We start from the raw sequence: 21,294 nt of genomic DNA, 5'->3' as shown, positions 1-21,294 counted from the left end.
AGGGAGAGGAAAGTTACGCCAGGATCATGGCGACCAGCGCGAAGATCAGGATCGTCTCCGGCAGGACCGTCAGAATCAGGGCCTGCACGAAGAGATCTTCGTCTTCGGCGACGGCGCCGACGGCGGCGGAGCCGATCCCACGCTCGGCGTACCCGGCACCGAGACCGGCGAGACCGACCGCGAGGGCCGCCATACCCGTCGAGGTGATGGCCGGACCACTACTTGCGTCCTGCAGTACGAGGCTTGCGACTTGGAGTGCGTTTTCGAACATAGGGGTATCCACTCGGATTCGTAGTCGGTCGTCTCCGAACAGGCGTAGTTGGCCCCACGACGGTCATAAACCTTCCCAAAGGCGCCGAAGAGGGCGTGCGAAACCGGCACATACGTGTGGTGACAGAGTGGCGACTCGCCGGGAGAGGTCGAACGGCGAGAAAAACGAGCGGCCCGCTACTCCTCGCGGCTGTGGACGCGCTCGTAGCCGAACGGCTCGTACTCGCGGCCGCCGCCGTCGAAGAACTTCGAGAAGAACTCGTAGTACTCGAGACGCACCGCCTGCAGGCCGGCGCTGGTGACGCCCAGCGCGAGCACCAGCAGGTGGCCGAGCACGAGCACGACGAGCCCGCCGACCAGCGACGCGATGCCGCCGTGCATCAGGCCGCCGAACATGATCTCGGTGACCTCGTACCCGTGGTAGCCGAGCGTCTCGCCAGCCTCCAGGGCGGCGACGGCTTCGGCGTCGGGCATACCGCCGTGGCCGAAGTGCCAGCCGCCGTTCTCGTCGACGTACACGCCGAAGAAGAACAGGTTGACCGCGAAGGCCATCCCCGCCTTCGCCAGCAGCACCGCCGCGAGCCGGGCGTAGGAGAGCACGTTCACCAGCGTGTCGAAGATCTCGACGAGCTCGGCGACCGAGCCCATCCCCAGCAGCACCGCGCCCAGCAGGAACAGGCCGATCCCGGCCTGCCCGACGATCACGGGGAAGCCGCTGAAGCCGAGCGCGAACGCGGCCTCGGGGCCGCTGTCGAACACGGTGAAGATGAACTCGGGCTTGGAGTCGGCGACCCACTTGCTCGCGATGAACACCCAGAGGCCGTTCATCGCGAGGATCCACGAGAGCTTCTCGGTGGCGGCCTCACGCAGGCCGTGGAACTGGAGCTCCTCGACGAACCCCAGCACGTAGCCGATGTTGAGGTGGACGATCGCGGCCATCGCGCTCACGAGGATCCACGCCGGGACCCAGTAGCTGTACTCGGGGATGAGCCCCTTGTGCAGCGGCGAGTGGCCGCCCCAGACCCACTCCGAGACGAGGTGCAGCCCGAAGATCTCGCCGTACAGCACGCCGAAGACGATCGTCGCCAGCCCGGCGGAGATCGTCACGCCGCCCATGCTCTTGAACGCCGGACTGTCGTACTGCGTGTAGAGGAAGCCGCCGATGGCGGTGTAGAGCAGCCCGTAGCCCACGTCCCCGATCATGAACCCGAACATCACCGGGAACGTCAGGAACAGCAGGGCCGTCGGGTCGAACTCCTCGTAGTTGGGCCGGCCGATCGCCGCGACAAGCACCTCGAACGGCTGGACCAGCCCGTTGTTGTCCTGCACGACCGGCGGCTCGTCGTGGCCGATCGTGGTGCCGCCGTCGGCGACGGCCTCGCCGTCCTCGTGGACGGCCTCGCCGTCGGACTTGAACGCGGCGCGCTCGACCTCCTCGACCTCGATCCGGTCGCCGAGCTCGTCCTTCAGCGCGGCGCTGACGCGCTCGTACTCCTCGGTCGGGATCCAGCCCTCCGCGACGAACGTGTTCTTCGTCGTCGCGAAGGAGAGCGGCGCCTCCGCCTTCTGGACCTGGATCGCGAGATGCTCCTCGGCGGCCAGCAGGAACTCGGCGTGCTCGCGCTCGAGCTCGGCGAGTTCGGCCTCGATCTCCTCGATCTCGGACTGGATGCGGTCCTTCTCGCTCTCGAGTTCGCGGACGTACGACTCGGGGGCGACCTCGGCGTCGGGTACGTCGATCGCCGTGAACGCGGCGCCGACGAGCGCCTCGTCGAGCACGTCCTCGGCGTGCTCGCTGGGGTAGACGAACACCGCGAGCACGTCGTCGTCGCCGAAAATCTCGTACTGGCGGACGCCGTCGGCGTCGAGCAGTTCGCGCTCTACGGAGTCGGCGTCGCCCTGCCCGACGGCGACCTCGAGGCTGTCGTACCCCGACAGCAGGTTGAGGTCGATCCCGAGGTCGACGAACGGCCGCGCGGCGTCGAGTCGCTCCTCGACCCCGCGGAGCTCGTTCCGGAGCGCGTCGCGCTCGTCGTCGAGCTCGTTCACGCGGTCCTGGATCTCGGGGAGCGTCGTCGTCAGGTCCGCCTCCGAGATCGAGCGGTCGGTCTCGACCGACTCGGCGTCGATGTCGAGCATGCTCTTGATCGAGCGGACGGTCACCAGCTTCTCGGAGGCCTGTTCGGCTTCGGCCTCCGGATCGCCCTGCTCGAACCCGTCCCACGAGCCGTCGTACTCGGAGACGTCGAGGACGTTGGCGTCGTGGACGACCTCGATGGCCGACCCCATCACCCGCTTGGAGCCGGCCACCGAGAGCTTGCTCATCCGTTTAGGCCTGAGCATGCACCGCCTCCTCGAACTGGTCGACCGCGTACTCCACGGCCTCCTCGATGTTCCCTTCGGCCTCCTCGATCAGGGCCTGGCGCGTTTCCTCGCCCTCCTCGAGGATCTCCTCCTTCTCCTGTTCGATCTCCTCGCGGGCCGTCGCGAGGCGCTCCTCCTGGAGCTCGTCGGCCTCCTGCTCGGCCGTTTCGCGGATCTCGGCGGCCTCCTCCCGGGCCTCGGCGATCCGCTCCTCCTTCTCCCGGCGAGCCTCCTCGATGATCTCGTCGGCGTCGGCCTCCGCCTCCTTGATCCGATCAAGAACTTCCGGTCTGGGCATTAGCTGATCGGTTCGTGGTTTTTCCGGGCCGTATAAGGTGTTTGCGAAAGCGAGCGGTGGATCGGGCCGGTTCGGGGGCCACGGTCGACAAGCGGTCGCCATGGCGGAACAGTCCGGCACCAACCGGCCTCATCTGGTCACCAACTGGTCGCCGCGAGCGAGGGCGGGGCCCGAGCGAGCGGCCTTTTGGCATGAACGGGTTTTGCGGGGGTCTGGCCGCAGCGGGCGACTTCGTCGCCCGCGAGGACATGCCCCCGCAAAAGAGGTTCAGGTTGTCTACTCGAACTCCTCGATCAGCGCCGGCACCACGTCGAACAGGTCGCCGACGATCCCGTAGTCCGCGATGTCGAAGATCGGCGCGTTCGGGTCGGTGTTGATCGCGATGATCGTCTCCGCGCCCTTCATCCCCGCGACGTGCTGGACCGCACCGGAGATCCCGATCGCGAGGTACACGTCCGGCGTCACCTGCTTGCCGGACTGGCCGACCTGCCGGTTCTTCGGCAGCCAGCCGTTGTCGACGATCGGCCGCGACGAGGAGAGCGTCGCGCCCGTCGCGTCACACAGGTCGCGGATCAGGTCGAGGTTCTCCTCCTCCTCGATCCCGCGGCCGATCGACACCAGGAAGTCGGCCTCGCCGATGTCCACGTCGCCGTTGCCGACCTCCTCGAACCCCTGGACGCGGGCGCCGTTGTCGACGCCCGACTCGTCGAACTCGAACGCCGAGATCTCGGCGTCGCCGGCGCCGTCGGCGGCCGCCCACTCGCCGCTCCGGATGCTGATCACGAACTGGTCGCCGGCCACGTCGACGGTGGTCTCGACCTTCGAGCCGTACATCTCGCGGGTGACGGTCAGCCCGTCGTCGTACGCGACGGCGACGGCGTCGCTCGCGTACGGGAGCCCCAGCGAGTCCGCGACCGCGGGGGCGTAGTCCAGCCCGTTGACCGAGTTCGGAAGCAGCAGCGCGGCCGGGTCGAGCTCGGCGTGGAGCGCCTCGGTCGCGGCCGCGTACGTGTCGTGGTCGAACTCCTCGCCGGCGTCGACGGTGTGGATCGCGTCGACCTCGGGCGTGTTCAGCGACTCCGCGAACCGGTCGACGGGGCCGGAGACGACGGCGACGTGGAGCTCGCCGCCGAGCGCGTCGGCCAGATCGCGGCCCGCAGTGATCCCCTCGTAGCTCACGTCGCGCAGGTCGCCGCGGCGGTGTTCGGCGACGAATAGGACGTCACTCATTCGCCGACCACCCCCTTGTCCCGCAGCACCGAAGCCAGCTCCGCGGCGGTGCCCTCGGCGCCGCCCTCGAAGATCGTCGCGTCGGACTCGCTCTCGGGCTCGTACATGTCGGTCAGTTCGAGCGCGCCGTCGACGGCCTCGGCGTCGAGCCCGAGGTCGCTCAGGTCGTGGGGCGCGATCTCCTTCTGCTGGGCCTGCCGGATCCCACGGAGGCTGGCGTAGCGGGGCTCGTTGATCCCCGTCTGGATCGAGAGCACCGCGGGGAGGTCGACCTCGGTGATCTCCTCGACGCCGCCTTCGAGCTCGCGCCGGACCGTGGCGATGTCGTCGCCCGCCTCGTAGTCGAGGTCGTTGACGACCGCCGCCCACTGGTAGCCCACGCGGTTGGCCAGCGCGACCCCCGTCGCGCCGAACGCGTCGTCGCCGGCCTGGACGCCCGTCAGCACCAGGTCGGGCTCCTCCTCGGCGACGACCTGCTCGAACACGCTCGCCTTCGCGTCCACGTCGAGCAGCGTCTGCTCGGCGATGGCGTCGTCCCAGACGCGCACCGCGCGGTCGGCGCCTTTCGCCAGCGCCATCCGGATCGTCTCCTCGCTGCGCTCGGGGCCGATCGTGGCGGCGACGACTTCCACGTCCTCGTCGGCGGCCTCCGCGATCTGGACCGCCGCCTCCACGGCGTAGTCGTCCCACTCGTTGAGGTCGTACTCGAGGTACCGATCGTCGATGGACAGCCCGTCGATCTCGAAGTCGTCCTCGACGGCTGCCACCTCCTTGACGGTTACCAGAACCTTCATCGGCACGAAATTCCCGTGGCTGGGGGTAAATCCTTTCGCTATGCCCTCACCCGGATGCGTCGCCTACTCCTCGGCCTCATCGGGCAGGGAGATGACGTTCTCCCGCCCCAGCCGGAGCTTCTCGACGCGGCCCTCGTCGGCCATCCGGGAGAGCAGCTGGGACACTTTCGCGTCCGACCAGTCGGTCTCCGCGACGATGTCGGCCTGCCGCATCCGGCCGCCGTTCGCCTCGAGCAGCGTCTCGACGCGCTCCTCGTCCGAGAGCAGTTCGGGGTCGACGCCGCCGTTCCCCGCCGGCTCGGGCTCGCTCGTCTCGGGCTCCGGGCCGTCCGCGGGCGGCGACGGCTCGTCGCGGTCGACCGCGCCGATGGGCTCGCCGCCGCGCCAGCGCCACACCGCCAGCACGAGCACGACCAGGAACAGCAGCCCGAGCAGCGCCGCGGCGAGAGCGTCGACCCCCTCGTCGGGGTCGCCGGGCGACTGGCCGGGGCTCTCCTCGGCGGCGTAGGTGACCGAGAACTCCTCGGGGTCGAACGATTCGGGGCCGGTGACGACCAGCGAGTCGTTCTCCTGGCGGGCCTCGATGCTGCGCTGGATCTCGTACCCCGGCGGCGTGCGGATCCGGATCTCCTGCCCGGACTCGAGCGACCGGAGCCACGTCCCGTCCTCGGTCAGCAGCGCGTCGCCCAGCTCGTAGCCGTCGGCGGTCGGGTCGAGGAAGTTCGTCCACTGGAACCGGAGCACCAGCGTCCCGGAGTCGTTGCCGACGCTGTAGTTCCGGTCGACGGCCGTGATCGACATCTCCCGGTCGGCCGCCGTCGACGCCGCCGCCGCGGCCGACTCGAAGAAGGCGATCCCGGGCGAGGTCGCCGCCTCGCCGTCCTCGAACTCCTCGGCGTACGACCGGAACCCCGCCCGTTCCTCGTCGGTGTCCAACGGGATCGTCGTCCGAACCGTCCAGTCCGCGTCGCCGTCGGGCTGGAGGTCAACGTCGAACGTCGTCGTCGCTGCGGCGACGTTTGGCGACTCCTGGGCCACCGCTGTGCCCGAGAGCGCGCAGACTAACAGGAGGGCGACGACGACGTACCGCATGTGCCCAGCGTGACAGCGCCCGGGCAAAACGCTTTCTATCACCCCTCCGCGGCGCTCCGGCGAGTTTTAAGGGTGAGGCCGCGATAGATGTGTCCGATGAGGTCCCTCGCGATCGTCGCCGCGCTCGCCCTCTCCCTCGCGCTGGCCGTCCCGGCCGGCGTCGGCGCCGCCGCCCCGCCAGCGGCGCCGATAGACACCCTCCAGCGCCCCGACACCGCCACCCCCGCGCAGGTGGAGAGCGAGTTCAACCGGAGCAACCAGACCCGGGTGCTCGTCGTCCCCGACGGCGCCGTCCAGCGCAGCGAAGTCGACGGCGCGACGCTGAACCTGGGTCCGGCGGCGGAGTTCAACGGCAACGTCACCGCCGTCGAGGTCGAGACCGCCGCCGTGGTGGAGTGGGTCCGCGCCGCCGAGGACGAGAGCGAGCGCAGTCGCCGCATCATTCAGGCGTCCTCGACCGTCGAGACCGAGATCATCACCCTCCGCGACCGCCAGGAGGAGGCGATCCGCGCGTTCAACGCCGGCGAGCTCACCCCCGAGGAGTTCGTGATCGAACTGGCGACCATCTCCGCGAAAGCCGACGCGCTCGAGACGCGGATGGTGCGGCTCACCGAGCTATCCGACGAGATCGAGGGGTTCAGCCTCTCCCGCCCGACCGAGATCCGGTACGAGCTCCGCACGTTCGGCGGCCCGGTGCGTGAGCGCGCCGCCGACGCGATCCGGGGCGTCGACGACCCGACGCAGTTCTTCGTCACAACCGGCCCCGAGGGGTACGAGCTGGCGACCGTCGACGACGGCTACTACCACCGCGAGGCGTTCCGCGGCGCGGTCCAGTCCGGCGACGACGACGCGACGATGGAGCCCAACGAGGCGGTCAACGTCACCCGGGAGAGCTACCCCGAGATCTTCCGGTACGGCGACCCCTCGGCGACGACCTCCGGGACGACCAACATCGTCACCATCTCCGGGCCCGAACGCTCGCTGACCGCGTTCGTCGACAGCGGCTCCGAGCGCGTGTTCAAGGAGTACCAGCGCTTCGCGCTCGACCAGTACCGCTCGGACTCGGTCGCGTCGAACACGATCAGCGGGATCAACGTCACCGTCAACCGCACCTACCCCGGCGGGCCGCTGCAGGTCACCGTCACCGACGCCGAGTCGGGCGAGCCGATCGACCTCGCGGTGACGCTCAGCCAGGGCCAGGCCGAGCGCACCGCGATCGGCCGAACCGGCGACGACGGCACGATCTGGGCGGTCTCCCCGCGCGGGAGCTACACCGTCCTCGCGGTGGGCGACGAGACGACCGCGGCCTACGTCGAGACGAACGCCACCGAGCCGCCGGAGCTCGAGCGCTGACGGGCGAGCGTTGAAGTAGGAGAGCGCGACCAGCGCCGTCGTGCTCCCCACCGACGCCGTCCCCTCGCCGACCGGCGTACTCCTCGCACGAACCGCCGTCCTCCCCGACCCGACCGACAGCGACCGCGCCGTCTCGCCGGCGCTCGGCGCGGTGGTGCTCGTCGGGATCACCGTCGCGACCGCCGCCGTCCTCGGCACCGTCCTTTTCGGGCAGGCCGCCGCGCTCGGCGGCTCGCCGCCGACGGCGACGTTCGAGGTGACGGCCGCGGACGACCGGATCACGCTCTCCCACGAGGGCGGCGACGCCGTCGACGTGCACGCGCTCCGGGTCCGGATCAGCGTCGACGGCGAGCCGCTCGCCCACCAGCCGCCGGTGCCGTTCTTCGCCGCCGAGGGGTTCCACGGCGGCCCGAGCGGCGCGTTCAACCCCGAGACCGACGACGAGTGGGCGGTCGGGGAGACGACGACGCTCCGGGTCGCGGCGACGAACGAGCCCGCGCTCGACCCGGGCGCGCGGCTGACGGTCGAACTGTTCTACGGCGACCAGCGGTTCGCGTCGCTCTCGACGCGCGTCGACGGCTGAGAAGGGGCGGCCGGGCTACTCCTCGGGGACGGTCGCGATCGTGACGATCGCCCGCGGGCTGCCGGGGTTGGCCTGCATCACGACGTGTTCGCGCTCGGGGAAGCCCGCCGCGCTGAACATCCGGTCGGCCTCGTCGGCGTCGTAGAACAGCATGATCGCGTCGGCGAGCTTGTGGAACAGGCCGTTGCTCGGCTCGTCGGGGCCGACGATGAGGACGGTGCCGCCGGGCTTGGTGACGCGGCGGGCCTCCTCGATGGCGTCGACGGGGTTCGGCCAGTACTCGATCGAGCCCGAGGACCAGTAGTGGTCGAAGCTGTCGTCGGCGAAGGGGAGGCGCTCGGCGTCGCCGCGGTAGAACTTCACCTGGTCGGTCTTGCCGAACTTCGCCCAGGCTTTCTCCAGCTGGTGGACGCTCTGGTCCAGCCCGTGTACGTCGTCGGTGTACTGGAGCAGCCCCTCGGTGCCGAAGCCGGTGCCACAGCCAACGTCGAGCACGCGGTCTCCCGCCTCGATCCCGGTCCGTGAGAGCGCCTCGTCGCGCATCTCCTCGTTCCAGACCAGCGGATTGACCGTGTCGTACACCTTCGAGAGGTACTTGTAGAAGGTGCGAGCCCGCGCCTTGTCCTCCAGAACTCCCATTGGGCGACGCTTGGGGCGGGCGGGGCATAATGCTGCGGTTTTCGAGAGGGGCACGACCGGCGGCTATCGTCACGTACTTGGGTGAACCGCCCCGAGAACACGGTAATGGAGACGCTCGACCGCCGGGTGGAACTCGTCGACGAGCGGCTGTCGACGCTCGTCGAGTCCGTCGAGCCACCCGCGCTGGCCGAGCGACTGTCACACGTCACGCTGTCGGGCGGGAAGCGCGTCCGGCCCGCCGTCACGCTGCTGGCCTGCGAGGCCGCCGGCGGCGACCCCGAGGACGCCGTCGACTTCGCCGTCGGGATCGAGCTGGTCCACAACGCGTCGCTGGTCGTCGACGACATCATCGACCGCTCGGAGCTCCGGCGAGGCAACCCCAGCGCGTGGGCCGAGTACGGCTACGGCCCGGCGATCGTCGCCAGCGACGGGCTGCTGGGCGAGGCGTTCGCGCTGTTCTCGGCGAACGAGCACGCGATGACCGTCGTCGCCGAGGCGATGGTCGAACTCGGCGAGGGCGAGGCGACCGAGCTGGTCGCCGAGCCCGAGAACGAGGCCGAGTACATGGAGCTGGCCCGCCGGAAGACGGGCGCGCTGTTCCGCGCGGCCGCGGAGGTCGGCGCCATCGCCGCCGGCGCCGACGGGTTCACCGTCGAGTCGATGGGCGAGTACGCCGAGCGCGTCGGCGTCGCGTTCCAGATGCGCGACGACGTGCTCGACGCCACCGCCGACGCCGCGGATCTGGGCAAGCCCGCCGGCCAGGACGCGGAGATGGACCGTCCGTCGCTGATTCAGGTGACCGATCTCACCGCTGAGGAGGCCGACCGGCGGGCGACGGCGGAGTCCGACCGCGCGCTCGACGCGCTGGCGACCGCGACCGTCGAGAACGGCGAGGCCCGGGAGTACCTCGAACAGCTGGCGGAGTACGTCGTCAGCCGGGAGCGGTAGGCGCCGAGCGCCGCCACCAGCGGGCGATCAGGCCGCCTCCGCCGTCGCCGGGAACCGGTTCTCCGCGATCGCGAACGTGAGCGTGCTCAGCACGCCCAGCAGCGTCCCCGCCGTCAGCGCCAGCGCCAGGTCGGTCATCGCCATCGCCCCCTCGCCGGGGAGGAAGAAGCCCGAGACGGCGTGGAGGACGACGCTGATCGCGAGCACGTAGAACGGGGCGTTGAGGTAGCGCCAGCGGAACGCGCCGTCGAGGTACTCGTCGGTGACCTGCCCGAGGCTGGAGGTGACCCCGGCGGCGGCGACCCAGCTCACCGCGGCGTGGACGAACACGGCCGCCTGGGTCGGCAGCGGCAGGTTCGACGCGTCCGCGGACACCGCCTGGTACCCCTGCCAGCCGCCGATGGCGACCAGCGCGGCGGCGACGACGTAGGTGATCAGCGTCACCCGGCCGGCGTACAGGAGCTGGCGGGCCTCGTTCGCGGCCTCGTCGACGGCCGCCTCCAGCCCCAGCCCGCGGAACAGCGTGTAGAGGCCGAGGGCGCCGGAGAGCACGCCGAGGACGGAGACGCCCGCCACGTCGTACGCGTTGGCGATCAGCACCATCGGGTAGACGAGCAGGAGCACCCCCAGCGGCACCAGCAGCGTGCCGCGGGTCTCCTTGTCGCCCAGCACCTGCTTGATCGTGTAGTAGATCGACTCCAGATCCTGGGCCTGCCGGACGACGACGCGCCGGAGCCCGTCGATCGGCACCCGCGAGCGGATCACCGGGAGCACGGACTCGTCCTGTGCGCCGTCGGTGATGACGATGGCGCGCACGTTCTCGCCGGTCGAGAGCGCCGCGAGCACGGTGTCGACCTCCTCGCCGACGGCGCGGTTGGCTTTCACGTCGCTGGCGTCGACGCCCGTGACCGCGGCGACCGCGACCTCCTCGCCCTCGCGCTCGAGCTGGTCGCGGGTGTGGATCGCCTGGAACAGGACGTTCACGTCGGAATCCTCGGGGTCGGCGGTCGCGAGCCGCGTGGCGGCGTCCTCGACGTCCTCCCGCCCCAGCACGGGCGTGGAGATCCCGGTCTTGCGACCGAGGTCGTCGTCGAGGTCGACCGCGAGGACCAACAGCATCACGGGGGTGTACGGGACGGGGCCATATCTGCTTTCGGGGGCCGCTAGCGCCCGCGGCGGTCGGCGCCTGTTCCCGCAGCGATATACGGCGCCGAGCCGAACTGGCGGGTAACTGATTCCGATGGCACCCGACACGGCCCGCCTCCCGGCGGCGACACGCATCGGCCGTACCGCGCTCCGCGTCGACGACCTCGGGGAGACGACGGCGTTCTACCGGGACGTGGTGGGGTTGGAGACGCTCTCGGAGTCGCCCTCGCGGGCCGTTCTCGGTGTCGCGGACACGCCGCTGCTGGTCCTCGACGGGACCGCGGAGGTGGCGCCCCGCCCGCCACAGAGCGCCGGGCTGTTCCACACCGCCTTCAGGGTGCCCTCGCGCGCGGCGCTGGGCGACGCGCTGGCGCGGATCCGGGACCGCTGGCAGTTGGACGGCGCCTCGGACCACCGCGTCAGCGAGGCGCTGTACCTCACGGATCCGGCGGGCAACGGCGTCGAGATCTACCGCGACTTCCCGCGTTCGGCGTGGCCCCACACCGACGACGGGCGCGTCGCGATGGGGACGGATCCGCTCGACCTCGACGCCGTGGCGGCCGCCGCCGCGGGGGCGTCGACGGTCCCGGCCGGGACGGACGTGGGGCACGTCCACCTCGAACTGCGTTCGCTCGAGGCGTTCGGCGAGTTCTACGTCGACACGGTCGGCTTCGAGCAGCAGACGAGGATGCGGGACGCGACGTTCGTCTCCGCCGGCGGCTACCACCACCACCTCGGCGCGAACACGTGGCACCGCCGCTCCGAGCCGGCGTCGGGGGCCGGGCTCGCGTGGTTCGAGGTTGTGCTCCCGGACGCCGAGGCGCTCGACGCGCTCCGGGACCGACTCGAGGCGGGCCAGTACGAGCCGACCGCCGTCGACGGCGCCGTCGCCGTCACGGGCCCGGACGGGATCGAGGTCCGGTTCCGCGCGGAGTCGTGAGCCCGCGCCGGCGTCGACGCCGGCGTGAGTCCGTGAGACGGCGGCACACGCCCGCATCGTGCGGTTTTTGAGGCTCGGCTGGGTAGCACACGTAACTGATGATCTCGAAGGGCTGTGAACAGTGCGCCAAGGGCGGCAAGATGGTGATGTTCGTCTACGGCTACTGTGACCAGCGGGACTGTTTCTACTGTCCCCTCGGCGAGAACCGGAAGAACGTCGAGCAGGTGTACGCCAACGAGCGGCCCGTCGAGAGCGACGAGGACGTGATCACCGAGGCCAAGCGCATGGACGCGCTGGGCTCCTCCATCACCGGCGGCGAGCCCCAGGAGGTGCTGGAGCGGACCTGCCACTACATCGAACTGCTCAAAGACGAGTTCGGCGAGGACCACCACATCCACCTCTACACCGGGATCCCGGGCGGCCGGGAGAACATGCGCCGACTCGCGGAGGCCGGACTGGACGAGATCCGCTTCCACCCACCCCTCGAACTCTGGGGCGACATGCACGGCACCGAGTGGGAGGAGATCCTCTACATCGCCCGCGAGGAGGGGCTCACCCCCGCGTTCGAGATCCCGGGCATCCGGCCGGAGCCGGAGTTCATGGAGTTCATCGACGAGGGCGCCGCCGAGTTCTGCAACGTCAACGAGTTCGAGATGTCCGACGGGAACTACCGCCGGATGCAGGAGGAGGGGTTCGAGCGCAAGGAGGGCCACATGAGCGCCGTCGAGGACTCCCGCGGCGACATCCTCGACGTGATGGGCGACCACGAGAAGGTGTACTTCTGCACCTCGGTGTTCAAAGACGCCGCCCAGCACCGCCGCCGCCTGAAGCGGATGGCCCGGAACGTCCGCCGGGAGTTCGACGACGTGACCGACGACGGGACGCTGGTGTACGGCAAGAGCTACGCCGACCCGGCGCGGTTCGAGGAGCTCGGCGTGCCCGAGGAGTACTACACCGTGAAGTCTGACCACGTCGAAGTGGCGTGGTGGCTGCTGGAGGAGATGATCGAGGACGGCGACGTCGACGACGGGGAGATCGTCGAGCAGTACCCGAACTACGACGGGACCGTGGTCGAGCGGACGCCGCTTGCCTGATTCTGGAGCGGATTTGTCGGGCACAGTCTCTTGGTTTCGCGTGTTTTCGACAGCTACGGCGACCGCGACGGCGACGAAATCTCGATCGTTGGCAACTGAAACAGCAACAGCGACAGCACCAGCAGCTCGTTCGTAGACCACTTGTGACCGCAGTGTGCCGGGCACGAGGCCCGGCACAGCGCCGAATCCCCACCCCTCCCCCGCGGGCCGGCGACAGTTGCCGGCCCGCGGTGTCCACCGCGACCGCACCGCTGTTGCGGTCGGCGCGAAACGCACGCGGCCTTGTGCCGCGTGTCAGCGCGAGGGACGAGTGACTGAGCGATAGCGAAGGAACGAGTCGGTTGGGGAGGTCTGTGGGCTGTGCCGTGGGTGGGACTGAAAGGGGCGAGGCGCTGGGCGAAGGCGGGCGACGCAAGCACCGCAGCGAAGCGAGACGCGCAGCGAGCCCCCCGAGCCCAGCGCCTCGAGGGCTTTCACGGTGTTGCCGAACCCACTGTTGATACGCTCGACACGACAGCGAGCCAGACCCTCCGCCCTCCGACGATCCACAGAGACCCCAGTGTCTACACAAACCCCAGAAAGTCCCAACACCGCACCCACTCCTCGTAAACCGTTAAGTAGTCACCGCCGACACTCACGAGTATGACCGGGGACCCCGACGGCATGCTCTCCTGGGACGAGTCGGTGTTCCGCGACGAGTCCGTGTTCGAGGTCGACTACGTCCCCGAGACGTTCAAACACCGAGAGAGCCAACTGGAGAGCCTGAAGTACGCGCTCCGACCCGCCGTCCGGGGCTCCCGCCCGCTCAACACCGTGATCCGCGGGCCGCCCGGGACGGGGAAGACCACCGCGGTCCAGAAGCTGTTCGGCGAGCTGAGCGTCGAGGCGCCGAGCGTCCGCACGGTCCGCGTCAACTGCCAGGTCGACTCCACCCGCTACGCGGTGTTCTCGCGGCTGTTCCAGAGCGTGTTCGACTACGAGCCCCCCTCCTCCGGCGTCTCCTTCAAGAAGCTGTTCGAGCAGGTGTCCGACCGGCTCGTCGAGGAGGACGAGGTGCTGATCGTCGCGCTCGACGACGTGAACTACCTGTTCTACGAGAACGAGGCCTCCGACACGATGTACTCCCTCCTCCGGGCCCACGAGACCCACGCCGGCGCGCGCATCGGCGTCGTCGTCGTCTCCTCGGACCTCTCGCTGTCGGTGATGGACGAGCTCGACTCCCGGGTCCAGAGCGTGTTCCGCCCGGAGGACATCTACTTCCCCCCCTACGACGCCCCCGAGATCGTCGACATCCTCCGGGAGCGCGTCGAGCGCGGGTTCCACGACGGCGTGCTGTCGGCGCCGGAGCTCGACCGCGTCGCCGAACTCACCGCCGAGAGCGGCGACCTCCGGGTCGGGATCGACCTGCTGCGCCGGGCCGGCCTCAACGCCGAGATGCGCGGCTCGCGCACGATCTCCGAGGAGGACATCGAGGACGCCTACGAGCGCTCGAAGTACGTCCACCTCGCGCGCAGCCTCCGGGAGCTCTCCGACTCCGAGCGCGCGCTGGTCCGCGTCGTCGCCGAACACGGCGGCGAGCAAGCCGGCGACGTGTACGAGGCGTTCCACGAGCAGACAGACCTCGGCTACACCCGCTACTCCGAGATCGTGAAGAAGCTCGAACAGCTCGGCGTGCTCGAGACCGAGTACGCCGACGTGGAGGGCCGCGGGCGCTCGCGCTCGCTCTCGCTCGCCTACGAGCCCGAGGCCGTACTGGATCGGCTGGAGTGATGCGCCTGCGACACGTCACCCTCGCGACCGCCGACCCCGACGCCCTCCGCCCGTTCTACGCCGAGGCGCTCGGCCTGCCAGTGAGCGACACCGCCGACGGGTTCGTCGTCGCCGTCGGTCGCTCGGCGCTGGAGTTCCGCGCGACCGACCAGGGCGATCCGTGCTACCACGTCGCCTTCTCGGTGCCGGGGGACACCGCCGACGAGGCCGCCGACTGGCTGGACGACCGAGCCGGCCTGCTGGCCGCCGCCGACCGAACCCAGTTCCGCTACGACTTCCTCGACGCCACGGCCGTCTACGCCGGCGATCCGGCGGGGAACGTGCTCGAGCTCCTCGCCCGCGACGGGCGGGAGGGGCCGACCGACCCGTTCGGCCCGGAGTCGCTGCTGGACGTCGGCGAGATCGGGATCACCACCAGCGACGTGCCGTGGGCCGCCGATCGCCTCGACCGGACGTTCGGTCTGGAGAGCGATCCGCGGGAAGAGTTCGCGTACGTCGGCGGGCCGGCGGGCGCGTTCGTCCTCGCCACCCCCGGCCGCGAGTGGTTCCCGACGGACCGCGGCGCCGAGATCGCGCCGCTCTCGGTCGTCGCCGAGGGCGGGACGGGCGCGCTCTCCTTCGCCGAGGGGCCGGTCTCCGTGGTCGGGATCGGCGACTGACCCGCGAGCCACCCGACGCCGCCGACGCGCCTTTGCTCCCCCCGGTCCAACGACGCCGCATGAAGCAGACCGGCGGCGACGACGCGAAGCGGCGGGCGGGCGAGTCGGCGGCCGACATCCCCGACGACGGCGACGTCGTCGGGCTCGGCACGGGCAGCACGGCCGCCCACGCCATCCGCGAACTTGGCGAGCGCGTCGACGCCGGCCTCGACGTTCGCGGCATCCCCACCTCCTTCCAGTCCCGCGAACTCGCCCGCGAGGCCGGCATCCCGCTCACGAGCCTCGACGAGGCCGTCCCGGACGTGGCCATCGACGGCGCCGACGAGGTCGCGGCCGACGGCGCGCTGATCAAGGGCGGCGGCGCCGCTCACGCACGCGAGAAACTCGTCGACAGCGCCGCCGAGCGGTTCGTCGTCGTCGCCGACCCAACGAAGGGGGCCGAGCGGCTCTCACAGCCGGTTCCAGTCGAAATCCTCCCCGACGCCCGCCGGCCGGTCGCCGACGCCGTCCGCTCGGCCGGCGGCGACCCGACGCTGCGGGCCGCCGAGCGGAAGGACGGGCCAGTGGTCACCGACAACGGGAACCTCGTGCTCGACTGCGAGTTCGGGGCGATCGGCGACCCCGGCGCGCTCGCGGCGACCCTGTCGGCGACGCCGGGCGTCGTCGAACACGGGTTGTTCGTCGACCTCGCCGACGAGGTCCACGTCGGTACCGACGACGGCGTCGACGTGACCCGCTACTGAGTCGGCGACCGATAACGCCGCGGCTGGTCGGCGCTGGGTCGGAAAAAGCGAGAACGGCTACGGCCGGATTTAAAGGTCGCGCGGCTGGACCGTCTTCCGGTCGTTCTCCTCGGCACGGCGGGCGGCGTCCTCGAGCAGCTCCTCGACTTCCTCGTCGAGCGCGCCGTAGAAGTCCGACGCGACGTTCTTCTCATCGAGGTACTCCTTGACGGCGGCCTTGACGATAAGGTTGGACATATGCGTCTCCCGCTACTCGACCCCTCTTAATAAGATTTCCCAAATCGACCGAAGGGGACACGCCAGCCGCCGATTTCAGGACTTTTACGTGTGACGGCCCGAGCCCCGAACTCGTCACGCGCCACGCAGGCGCTGGCGTCGACCGAACGTGCCGAGATTCAGCCGAAAGCGACTGAAGAAAACCGACAGCGTGGGCTCGGAACCGTTCGTTTCACCGCGTGTGGCAGGAATACCCACAAACCTATTGACCCGTGCGTGGCGTACCCCCGCGTGCCGGTACCGGTGGATACCGGTGAACCAGATGTCACGTTGTGACCATTGCGGGTCACACGTCTCCGAGCGCTTCGCCCGCGTGTTCGCCGACGAGAAGGGTCGGCTCGACGCCTGCCCCTCGTGCGCTGCGAACGCCGGTATCGCGGAAGTCGCGCGGGACCGGACCCGTACCGAAACCCACTGAGGGGGGTATCGCCAGCCAACTACCTCGTTCCCCGGCGTGGTCCGCGGCCGCGCCGGTTCGATCCTCACTTTCGGCCGAACCGGACCGCTTAGGCGCCCGGCCGTGTTTGTGCCCGCGTGCACCACGTCTACGTCCTCTCGTGTGCCGACGAGACGCTGTACACGGGCTACACCACCGACGTGGCCCGACGCGTCGCGGAACACGACGCCGGCGAGGGCGCGAAGTACACCCGCGGGCGGACGCCGGTGGAGCTGGTCCACGTCGAGTCGTTCGAGACCAGGTCGGCCGCGATGTCCCGCGAACACGAGATCAAGCAGCTCTCCCGGCCCGAGAAGGAGCGACTCGTCGCCGGCTCCGAGGAGCCGGAACTCGACGACTGAGAACGCCCGGCGGCGCTACCACTCGGGCTCGTCGTCGATGCCGATGAACTCCGGAGCGCGCCGCGCGTACGTGCCGACCCGGTAGCCGAGTTTGCAGGTGCGCGCCCGCAGGTCGTCGTCGACGAACGCGTACTCGGCGTCGGCGCCGATCTCGTCGGCGTCGGGCTCGCCCGTCCGCGGTTCGAACCGGCTGCTGGCGTTGCGCAGCCCCACCTGCGTCGGCAGCGTCCAGCCGTGGACGCCGCGGACGGTGCTGCGCATGTCGTTGAGCGTGTCCGCGATCGTGCCGCCGCCGGCGGCGACAAGCAGCCCGACGACGGTCTCCTCGTACTCGTCGAAGCCGCAGTAGTCGTGGAAGTTCCGGAAGGCGGCGGAGTAGGAGCTGTGGTACACCGGCGCCCCGAGGATCACCCCGTCGGCCGCGCGGACGCGGGCGAGCAGCTCCTCGGCGTCGCCGGCCTCCGCCGTCGGGCGGTCGGGGTCGTACAGCGGGAGGTCGACCGCCGCGAGGTCGATCAGGTCGGTCTCGACGCCCGCGGTCTCGGCGGCGTCGAGCGCGTACTGGAGGGCGGCCTTCGTGTAGCTCCCGTCGCGGAGACTGCCGCTGACGGCGACGACTCGGGTCATTGCCCGGAATTTAGCCGAAGGAGTGAAAAGCGGGTCGGAACCGGCCGGCGACGTGAGGGGCCCCTTTTTCTTTCCCACCCACGAACCGGGAGGCATGACCGACCCAACCGAGGCCATCCAGTTCGGCACGGACGGCTGGCGGGCGACGCTCGACTCGTTCACCGACGACCGCGTCCGCATCGTCGCCCAGGGCGTCGCCGACTACCTCCGCGAGGAGGGCGCCGACGCCCCCGTCGTCGTCGGGTACGACGCCCGCCCGTCCTCGCCCGGCTTCGCCGAGAGCGTCGCCGACGTGCTGACCGACAACGGGTTCGACGTACTCCTCCCCGAGCGCGACGTGCCCACCCCCACCGCAGTCTGGAACGCGGTCGACCGCGACTGCGCCGGCGCCGTCATCCTCTCAGCCTCCCACAACCCCCCGGAGTACAACGGGATCAAGTACTTCCCCGGCGACGGCGCGCCGGCGATGCCCGCGGTCACCGACCGCATCGAGGCGAACCTCCGCGAACCGGAGGCGCTGCCCGAGGCAGAGCGCGGGAGCGTCACCCGCGACGACCTGATCGGCCCGCACTCGGCGGCGGTCGAGGAGCTCGTCGCCTCCTACGAGTTTAGCACCGACAGCTCCGGTTCAGTCGACCTCTCCGGCCTCACCGTCGCCTACGACGCGATGCACGGCTCGGGCCGGGGCGTGACCGACGAGGTGCTCGAGGCCGCCGGCGCGGAGGTGAAGCGCCTGCGCTGTGCGGACGACCCCGAGTTCGGCGGCGGCGCGCCCGAGCCGTCCGAGTCGAACCTCCACGCGCTCGTCGACCGCGTCGTCGACGGCGACGCCGACATCGGGATCGCCAACGACGGCGACGCCGACCGGATCGCGGTCGCGACGCCCGACGGCTACCTCGGCGAGAACCGCTTCTTCGCGGCGACGTACGACGCGCTGCTCGAGACGGCGTCCGGCCCCGCGGTCCGCACCGTCTCGACGACGTTCCTCATCGACCGGGTCGCGGAGGCCCACGGCGAGGACGTGATCGAGACCGCGGTCGGGTTCAAGTGGGTCGCCGACGCGATGGGCGAGCACGACGCGCTCATGGCCGGCGAGGAGTCCGGCGGGTTCTCGATCCGCGGCCACGTCCGGGAGAAGGACGGCGTGCTGATGGCGCTGCTCGCCTGCGCGATCGAGGCCGAGGAGTCCTACGACGACCGGATCTCCCGCCTCGAGGCCGAACACGGCGGCATCGTCGCCGACAAGCTCAGCGTCGACTGCCCCGACAGCGAGAAGCAGCGCGTGCTCGACGATCTCGAGGACGTGATCCCCGACGAGGTGGCGGGGGTTCCGGTCGAGCGCACCGTCACCGTCGACGGGTTCAAACTGCTCTGCGAGGACGGCTCGTGGCTGCTGGTCCGCCCCTCCGGCACCGAGCCCAAGCTCCGGGTGTACGCCGAGGCGTCGACGGCGTCGCGGGTCGAGGCGGTGCTCGACGCCGGCCGGGAGCTGGTCGCGCCGCTGGTCTGATCAAACCATGTCCCGGAACCCTGACGCGGCCGTGACGCTCGCCCCCGTCGGCAGCGAGCGCGAGGCCGAGTGGGTCCGGCGCCTGCTCGCACGGTCCGGCCTCCCGACCGCGGATCTCAGCCTCGACGGCGGGCCGGAGCCGAGCGGCGGGAAGCCGACGCTGTTCACCGTCGTCGCCGGCGACGACCGTGTCGGCTGCATCGGCCTCGAACGGTACGACGACGCCGCCCTGCTGCGGTCGGCGGTCGTCGCCGAGCCGCACCGCGGGCAAGGGTACGGCCGCGCCGCGGTCCGCGCGCTCGAAGCGCGAGCCAGCGACGCTGGGGTCGGGACGCTGTACCTGCTGACGACGACCGCCGCGGGCTTTTTCGCGGGGCTGGGGTACGAGCGCGTCGAGCGCGACTCGGTTCCCGCGTCGATGCGGGAGTCGGCGGAGTTCAGCGAGCTCTGTCCGTCGTCGGCGACCGTGCTGCGACGGCGGCTTTGAGCCGACCTACGGCGTCCGGACGCCCCAGAACCGGCTCCCCTCCTGCTCGACCTCGAACCCGAGATCCTTCCAGAACCCGCGCACGCCGGCCCGGAAGTCCGCGGTGACGGTGCTCCCCTCGTCGAGGACGGCCGCTTCGACCAGCGCCGAGCCGATCCCCTGTCCGCGTCGCTCCCGCCGGACGGCGACGCCCTCGACGTGGCCGTCCCGCAGCACCAGCGCGCCGACGACCCAGTCGCCCGCTTCGGCCAGCAGCAGTTCGCCCTCGGGCGCCGCGTCCCGGACGGTGGAGCCGTCGATGTCCAGTAGCGCCCCCTGCAGCACCCGCATCGCCGCCACCACGTCGTCGTTGTCGCCCCGCCGGAGCACGACGGACTCCGGGAGGTCGACGCTCTCCGGTGTTTCCAGCGGGCGCTGTGGTTTCGGTGCCGCGTCGTCGTCGCGGCGCTGGTCGGCCTCGCCCTTCCCTGCGCCGGTTGCGTCGTCGTCGGCCGCGCTGCCCGCAGTCGGCTCGTCGCCGGTCGACTCGTCGCTCCCCGCGTCGTCGCCGATCGGGCTCTCGCTGGCGGTCGGAGGCACGCGGTCGATCTCGGCTGGATCAGTGGGGGCGGCCTCCGGCTCGGGGTCGGTCGCCGCCGCGCGGTCCAGCACCCCCAGCAGTTCGTCGATCCGGGGGCGGTCGGTCCGGGAGTCCCCCCGGTGGGCGTAGTACTCGACGGGCTCGTCGCCGCGCAGGTCGAGCACGACCGCCGCCGGCATCCGGCCGATCACGTCGTGGAGCTTGCCCAGGAGGCCGAACCGGGTCGGCTGGTCGAACCGGTCGCCGAGTTCGGTGTCGGGGTCGGCCAGCGTCGGGAACGGGAGGTGGTACTGCTTCTGCCACTCCGTCGCCGTCTCGCGGTCCTCCGGCAGCACCGACACCAGCTCGGCGTCGCGGGCCTCGAACTCGTCGTAGCGCTTCTTCACGCGGCGGACCTGCTGTCGGCACTCGCTGCAGTAGAAGTCGCGGTGGAGCAGCAGCACGGCGAAGCTCGCGTCGAGCTCCCAGAACGAGAGCGGATCGGGCCCCGGCCCGACGTTCGGCAGCACGAACCCGCGGTCCATGGGCGGACGTAGAGCCCGGAGTACAAAACGGCGACGCCCGGGCGTGGGCTCGCCGCGAAACCGGGCTCAGCCGCCGGCGATGAGCCGCAGGACGCGCACGTGGTCGGCGTCGACGGGGGCGTCCTCGGGGACGGGCGAGCCGTCGACGAGCACGGTCACCTCGTGGGGGCTGTAGCCCAGTTCCCGCACGACCGCGGCGTAGTCGGCGTCGTCGGCGACCGAGACGGTCCGCTCGCCCTCGCCGACGAGTTCGACGCTGACCTCCATGGCCGGGTGTGGGCCGGCCGCGGGTTTGAGCGTTCCCTTCGCGGTCGGTAGCGGTGACCGCGCCCGCGGCCGCGTCCGGTCCGTTTATGCCCCGGCCGCGCCCGTCTCCACGTATGAGCGAGGCCGACGCCGAGGGCGTGTCCACGGGGCGGGAGATCTGGATCGAGAAGTACCGGCCCCAGACCCTCGACGACATCCACGGACAGGAGGAGACTATCGAGCGCGTGAAGAGCTACGTCGAGGGCGGCGAGCTCCCGCACATGCTGTTTACGGGCCCGGCGGGCGTCGGGAAGACGACGACG

At 70.6% G+C, this 21,294-nt stretch carries 24 protein-coding genes and 1 pseudogene; 13 read left to right on the top strand and 12 right to left on the bottom strand.

From position 1 onward, the window contains the following. Positions 1–13: 13 nt before the first annotated feature. From ACP95_RS12555 to ACP95_RS12530, 6 genes are all read right to left on the bottom strand, one after another. The gene (locus ACP95_RS12555) at positions 14–271 is read right to left on the bottom strand and encodes an ATP synthase subunit K (protein WP_049981541.1); all 258 of its coding nucleotides are present in this window, start codon (positions 269–271) and stop codon (positions 14–16) included. A gap of 176 nt (positions 272–447) precedes the next feature. After that, positions 448–2,613, bottom strand: a complete 2,166-nt coding sequence (locus ACP95_RS12550; RefSeq protein WP_049981534.1) for a V-type ATP synthase subunit I — start codon at positions 2,611–2,613, stop codon at positions 448–450. After that, entirely contained in the window at positions 2,600–2,932 is a 333-nt protein-coding gene (ahaH, locus tag ACP95_RS12545) for an ATP synthase archaeal subunit H (RefSeq protein WP_049981533.1), read from the bottom strand. The genes ACP95_RS12550 and ahaH overlap by 14 nt, the downstream gene beginning before the upstream one ends. A 276-nt stretch (positions 2,933–3,208) precedes the next feature. Then, positions 3,209–4,162: an electron transfer flavoprotein subunit alpha/FixB family protein gene (locus ACP95_RS12540; RefSeq protein ID WP_049981532.1), complete on the bottom strand. Its 954-nt coding sequence runs from the start codon at positions 4,160–4,162 to the stop codon at positions 3,209–3,211. Next, on the bottom strand, positions 4,159–4,956 hold the full coding sequence (locus ACP95_RS12535) for an electron transfer flavoprotein subunit beta/FixA family protein (RefSeq protein ID WP_049981531.1): 798 nt from the start codon (positions 4,954–4,956) through the stop codon (positions 4,159–4,161). Before ACP95_RS12535 ends, ACP95_RS12540 begins: the two co-directional genes overlap by 4 nt. 63 nt (positions 4,957–5,019) lie before the next feature. Further along, a complete protein-coding gene (locus ACP95_RS12530; RefSeq protein WP_049981530.1) occupies positions 5,020–6,048 on the bottom strand; it encodes a helix-turn-helix transcriptional regulator in 1,029 nt (342 codons plus the stop codon). Positions 6,049–6,144: 96 nt separating this feature from the next. On the opposite strand from ACP95_RS12530, the gene ACP95_RS12525 reads away from it, so the two are divergent. Both ACP95_RS12525 and ACP95_RS12520 read left to right on the top strand, forming a co-directional pair. After that, the gene (locus ACP95_RS12525; protein ID WP_049981529.1) at positions 6,145–7,401 is read left to right on the top strand and encodes a DUF7096 domain-containing protein; all 1,257 of its coding nucleotides are present in this window, start codon (positions 6,145–6,147) and stop codon (positions 7,399–7,401) included. Positions 7,402–7,441: 40 nt separating this feature from the next. After that, positions 7,442–7,984, top strand: a complete 543-nt coding sequence (locus ACP95_RS12520; RefSeq protein ID WP_082224685.1) for a type IV pilin — start codon at positions 7,442–7,444, stop codon at positions 7,982–7,984. Positions 7,985–7,999: 15 nt separating this feature from the next. Here the strand turns inward: ACP95_RS12520 and ACP95_RS12515 are convergent, their stop codons facing one another. Next, positions 8,000–8,623, bottom strand: coding sequence for a methyltransferase domain-containing protein (locus tag ACP95_RS12515; RefSeq protein WP_049981528.1), 624 nt, complete (start codon positions 8,621–8,623; stop codon positions 8,000–8,002). A 105-nt stretch (positions 8,624–8,728) separates the two neighbouring features. Between ACP95_RS12515 and ACP95_RS12510 the strand changes: the two genes are divergently transcribed. Continuing rightward, the gene (locus ACP95_RS12510) at positions 8,729–9,571 is read left to right on the top strand and encodes a polyprenyl synthetase family protein (protein WP_049981527.1); all 843 of its coding nucleotides are present in this window, start codon (positions 8,729–8,731) and stop codon (positions 9,569–9,571) included. Positions 9,572–9,598: 27 nt separating this feature from the next. Here ACP95_RS12510 and ACP95_RS12505 read toward each other — a convergent pair whose 3' ends face one another. Then, on the bottom strand, positions 9,599–10,690 hold the full coding sequence (locus ACP95_RS12505; protein WP_049981526.1) for a DUF373 family protein: 1,092 nt from the start codon (positions 10,688–10,690) through the stop codon (positions 9,599–9,601). A 121-nt stretch (positions 10,691–10,811) separates the two neighbouring features. Between ACP95_RS12505 and ACP95_RS12500 the strand changes: the two genes are divergently transcribed. The 5 genes from ACP95_RS12500 (at position 10,812) to rpiA (ending at position 15,923) form a co-directional block, all read left to right on the top strand. Continuing rightward, a complete protein-coding gene (locus ACP95_RS12500) occupies positions 10,812–11,657 on the top strand; it encodes a VOC family protein (protein WP_049981525.1) in 846 nt (281 codons plus the stop codon). 98 nt (positions 11,658–11,755) lie between these two features. After that, positions 11,756–12,751 (top strand): radical SAM protein, encoded by a 996-nt coding sequence (locus tag ACP95_RS12495; RefSeq protein ID WP_049981524.1) that lies wholly within the window; start codon positions 11,756–11,758, stop codon positions 12,749–12,751. Between the two features lie 642 nt (positions 12,752–13,393). Further along, the gene (locus ACP95_RS12490) at positions 13,394–14,521 is read left to right on the top strand and encodes an ORC1-type DNA replication protein (RefSeq protein WP_049981523.1); all 1,128 of its coding nucleotides are present in this window, start codon (positions 13,394–13,396) and stop codon (positions 14,519–14,521) included. Continuing rightward, entirely contained in the window at positions 14,521–15,180 is a 660-nt protein-coding gene (locus tag ACP95_RS12485; RefSeq protein ID WP_049981522.1) for a VOC family protein, read from the top strand. The genes ACP95_RS12490 and ACP95_RS12485 overlap by 1 nt, the downstream gene beginning before the upstream one ends. A 59-nt stretch (positions 15,181–15,239) precedes the next feature. Then, positions 15,240–15,923 carry a ribose-5-phosphate isomerase RpiA gene (gene rpiA / locus ACP95_RS12480; protein ID WP_049981521.1) on the top strand — a complete coding sequence of 228 codons (684 nt, stop codon included), beginning with the start codon at positions 15,240–15,242 and terminating at the stop codon, positions 15,921–15,923. A gap of 69 nt (positions 15,924–15,992) precedes the next feature. On the opposite strand, the gene ACP95_RS12475 is transcribed toward rpiA, so the two are convergent. Beyond that, positions 15,993–16,160, bottom strand: a complete 168-nt coding sequence (locus ACP95_RS12475) for a DNA-binding protein (RefSeq protein ID WP_049981520.1) — start codon at positions 16,158–16,160, stop codon at positions 15,993–15,995. A gap of 301 nt (positions 16,161–16,461) precedes the next feature. Here ACP95_RS12475 and ACP95_RS16700 point away from each other — a divergent pair, with 301 nt between their 5' ends. Together ACP95_RS16700 and ACP95_RS12470 are read left to right on the top strand one after the other, a co-directional pair. Continuing rightward, on the top strand, positions 16,462–16,617 hold the full coding sequence (locus ACP95_RS16700) for a DUF7563 family protein (RefSeq protein ID WP_449271572.1): 156 nt from the start codon (positions 16,462–16,464) through the stop codon (positions 16,615–16,617). Between the two features lie 116 nt (positions 16,618–16,733). Continuing rightward, entirely contained in the window at positions 16,734–16,997 is a 264-nt protein-coding gene (locus ACP95_RS12470; RefSeq protein ID WP_049981519.1) for a GIY-YIG nuclease family protein, read from the top strand. Between the two features lie 15 nt (positions 16,998–17,012). Here ACP95_RS12470 and ACP95_RS12465 read toward each other — a convergent pair whose 3' ends face one another. Then, positions 17,013–17,624 carry an NADPH-dependent FMN reductase gene (locus tag ACP95_RS12465; RefSeq protein WP_049981518.1) on the bottom strand — a complete coding sequence of 204 codons (612 nt, stop codon included), beginning with the start codon at positions 17,622–17,624 and terminating at the stop codon, positions 17,013–17,015. 94 nt (positions 17,625–17,718) lie between these two features. Between ACP95_RS12465 and ACP95_RS12460 the strand changes: the two genes are divergently transcribed. Together ACP95_RS12460 and arsN2 are read left to right on the top strand one after the other, a co-directional pair. Next, positions 17,719–19,134 (top strand): phosphoglucomutase/phosphomannomutase family protein, encoded by a 1,416-nt coding sequence (locus ACP95_RS12460; RefSeq protein WP_049981517.1) that lies wholly within the window; start codon positions 17,719–17,721, stop codon positions 19,132–19,134. A gap of 7 nt (positions 19,135–19,141) precedes the next feature. Beyond that, positions 19,142–19,621 carry an arsenic resistance N-acetyltransferase ArsN2 gene (arsN2, locus tag ACP95_RS12455; RefSeq protein WP_049981516.1) on the top strand — a complete coding sequence of 160 codons (480 nt, stop codon included), beginning with the start codon at positions 19,142–19,144 and terminating at the stop codon, positions 19,619–19,621. Positions 19,622–19,627: 6 nt separating this feature from the next. On the opposite strand, the gene ACP95_RS16160 is transcribed toward arsN2, so the two are convergent. Both ACP95_RS16160 and samp2 read right to left on the bottom strand, forming a co-directional pair. After that, entirely contained in the window at positions 19,628–20,725 is a 1,098-nt protein-coding gene (locus ACP95_RS16160; RefSeq protein ID WP_202593838.1) for a GNAT family N-acetyltransferase, read from the bottom strand. Between the two features lie 66 nt (positions 20,726–20,791). After that, complete coding sequence (gene samp2, locus ACP95_RS12445) at positions 20,792–20,992, bottom strand: ubiquitin-like small modifier protein SAMP2 (protein WP_049981515.1); 201 nt, start codon at positions 20,990–20,992, stop codon at positions 20,792–20,794. 113 nt (positions 20,993–21,105) lie between these two features. Between samp2 and rfc the strand changes: the two are divergent. Beyond that, positions 21,106–21,294, top strand: a pseudogene (rfc, locus tag ACP95_RS12440) (replication factor C small subunit); the annotation flags it as partial.

Origin of the sequence: Halolamina rubra (genome assembly GCF_000739555.1) — an archaeon.
In the GTDB taxonomy this organism is placed as follows: domain Archaea; phylum Halobacteriota; class Halobacteria; order Halobacteriales; family Haloferacaceae; genus Halolamina; species Halolamina rubra.
The sequence above is the reverse complement of the archived record's forward strand: the minus strand, read 5'-3'. Positions and strand labels throughout refer to the sequence as shown.

What these genes read in the sequence shown, in the direction of transcription:
- ACP95_RS12555 (WP_049981541.1), bottom strand. Translation starts at nt 271, where the DNA reads ATGTTCGAAAACGCACTCCAAGTCGCAAGCCTCGTACTGCAGGACGCA.
- ACP95_RS12550 (WP_049981534.1), bottom strand. Translation starts at nt 2,613, where the DNA reads ATGCTCAGGCCTAAACGGATGAGCAAGCTCTCGGTGGCCGGCTCCAAG.
- ahaH (WP_049981533.1), bottom strand. Translation starts at nt 2,932, where the DNA reads ATGCCCAGACCGGAAGTTCTTGATCGGATCAAGGAGGCGGAGGCCGAC.
- ACP95_RS12540 (WP_049981532.1), bottom strand. Translation starts at nt 4,162, where the DNA reads ATGAGTGACGTCCTATTCGTCGCCGAACACCGCCGCGGCGACCTGCGC.
- ACP95_RS12535 (WP_049981531.1), bottom strand. Translation starts at nt 4,956, where the DNA reads ATGAAGGTTCTGGTAACCGTCAAGGAGGTGGCAGCCGTCGAGGACGAC.
- ACP95_RS12530 (WP_049981530.1), bottom strand. Translation starts at nt 6,048, where the DNA reads ATGCGGTACGTCGTCGTCGCCCTCCTGTTAGTCTGCGCGCTCTCGGGC.
- ACP95_RS12525 (WP_049981529.1), top strand. Translation starts at nt 6,145, where the DNA reads ATGAGGTCCCTCGCGATCGTCGCCGCGCTCGCCCTCTCCCTCGCGCTG.
- ACP95_RS12515 (WP_049981528.1), bottom strand. Translation starts at nt 8,623, where the DNA reads ATGGGAGTTCTGGAGGACAAGGCGCGGGCTCGCACCTTCTACAAGTAC.
- ACP95_RS12510 (WP_049981527.1), top strand. Translation starts at nt 8,729, where the DNA reads ATGGAGACGCTCGACCGCCGGGTGGAACTCGTCGACGAGCGGCTGTCG.
- ACP95_RS12505 (WP_049981526.1), bottom strand. Translation starts at nt 10,690, where the DNA reads ATGCTGTTGGTCCTCGCGGTCGACCTCGACGACGACCTCGGTCGCAAG.
- ACP95_RS12500 (WP_049981525.1), top strand. Translation starts at nt 10,812, where the DNA reads ATGGCACCCGACACGGCCCGCCTCCCGGCGGCGACACGCATCGGCCGT.
- ACP95_RS12495 (WP_049981524.1), top strand. Translation starts at nt 11,756, where the DNA reads ATGATCTCGAAGGGCTGTGAACAGTGCGCCAAGGGCGGCAAGATGGTG.
- ACP95_RS12490 (WP_049981523.1), top strand. Translation starts at nt 13,394, where the DNA reads ATGACCGGGGACCCCGACGGCATGCTCTCCTGGGACGAGTCGGTGTTC.
- ACP95_RS12485 (WP_049981522.1), top strand. Translation starts at nt 14,521, where the DNA reads ATGCGCCTGCGACACGTCACCCTCGCGACCGCCGACCCCGACGCCCTC.
- rpiA (WP_049981521.1), top strand. Translation starts at nt 15,240, where the DNA reads ATGAAGCAGACCGGCGGCGACGACGCGAAGCGGCGGGCGGGCGAGTCG.
- ACP95_RS12475 (WP_049981520.1), bottom strand. Translation starts at nt 16,160, where the DNA reads ATGTCCAACCTTATCGTCAAGGCCGCCGTCAAGGAGTACCTCGATGAG.
- ACP95_RS16700 (WP_449271572.1), top strand. Translation starts at nt 16,462, where the DNA reads ATGTCACGTTGTGACCATTGCGGGTCACACGTCTCCGAGCGCTTCGCC.
- ACP95_RS12465 (WP_049981518.1), bottom strand. Translation starts at nt 17,624, where the DNA reads ATGACCCGAGTCGTCGCCGTCAGCGGCAGTCTCCGCGACGGGAGCTAC.
- ACP95_RS12460 (WP_049981517.1), top strand. Translation starts at nt 17,719, where the DNA reads ATGACCGACCCAACCGAGGCCATCCAGTTCGGCACGGACGGCTGGCGG.
- arsN2 (WP_049981516.1), top strand. Translation starts at nt 19,142, where the DNA reads ATGTCCCGGAACCCTGACGCGGCCGTGACGCTCGCCCCCGTCGGCAGC.
- ACP95_RS16160 (WP_202593838.1), bottom strand. Translation starts at nt 20,725, where the DNA reads ATGGACCGCGGGTTCGTGCTGCCGAACGTCGGGCCGGGGCCCGATCCG.
- samp2 (WP_049981515.1), bottom strand. Translation starts at nt 20,992, where the DNA reads ATGGAGGTCAGCGTCGAACTCGTCGGCGAGGGCGAGCGGACCGTCTCG.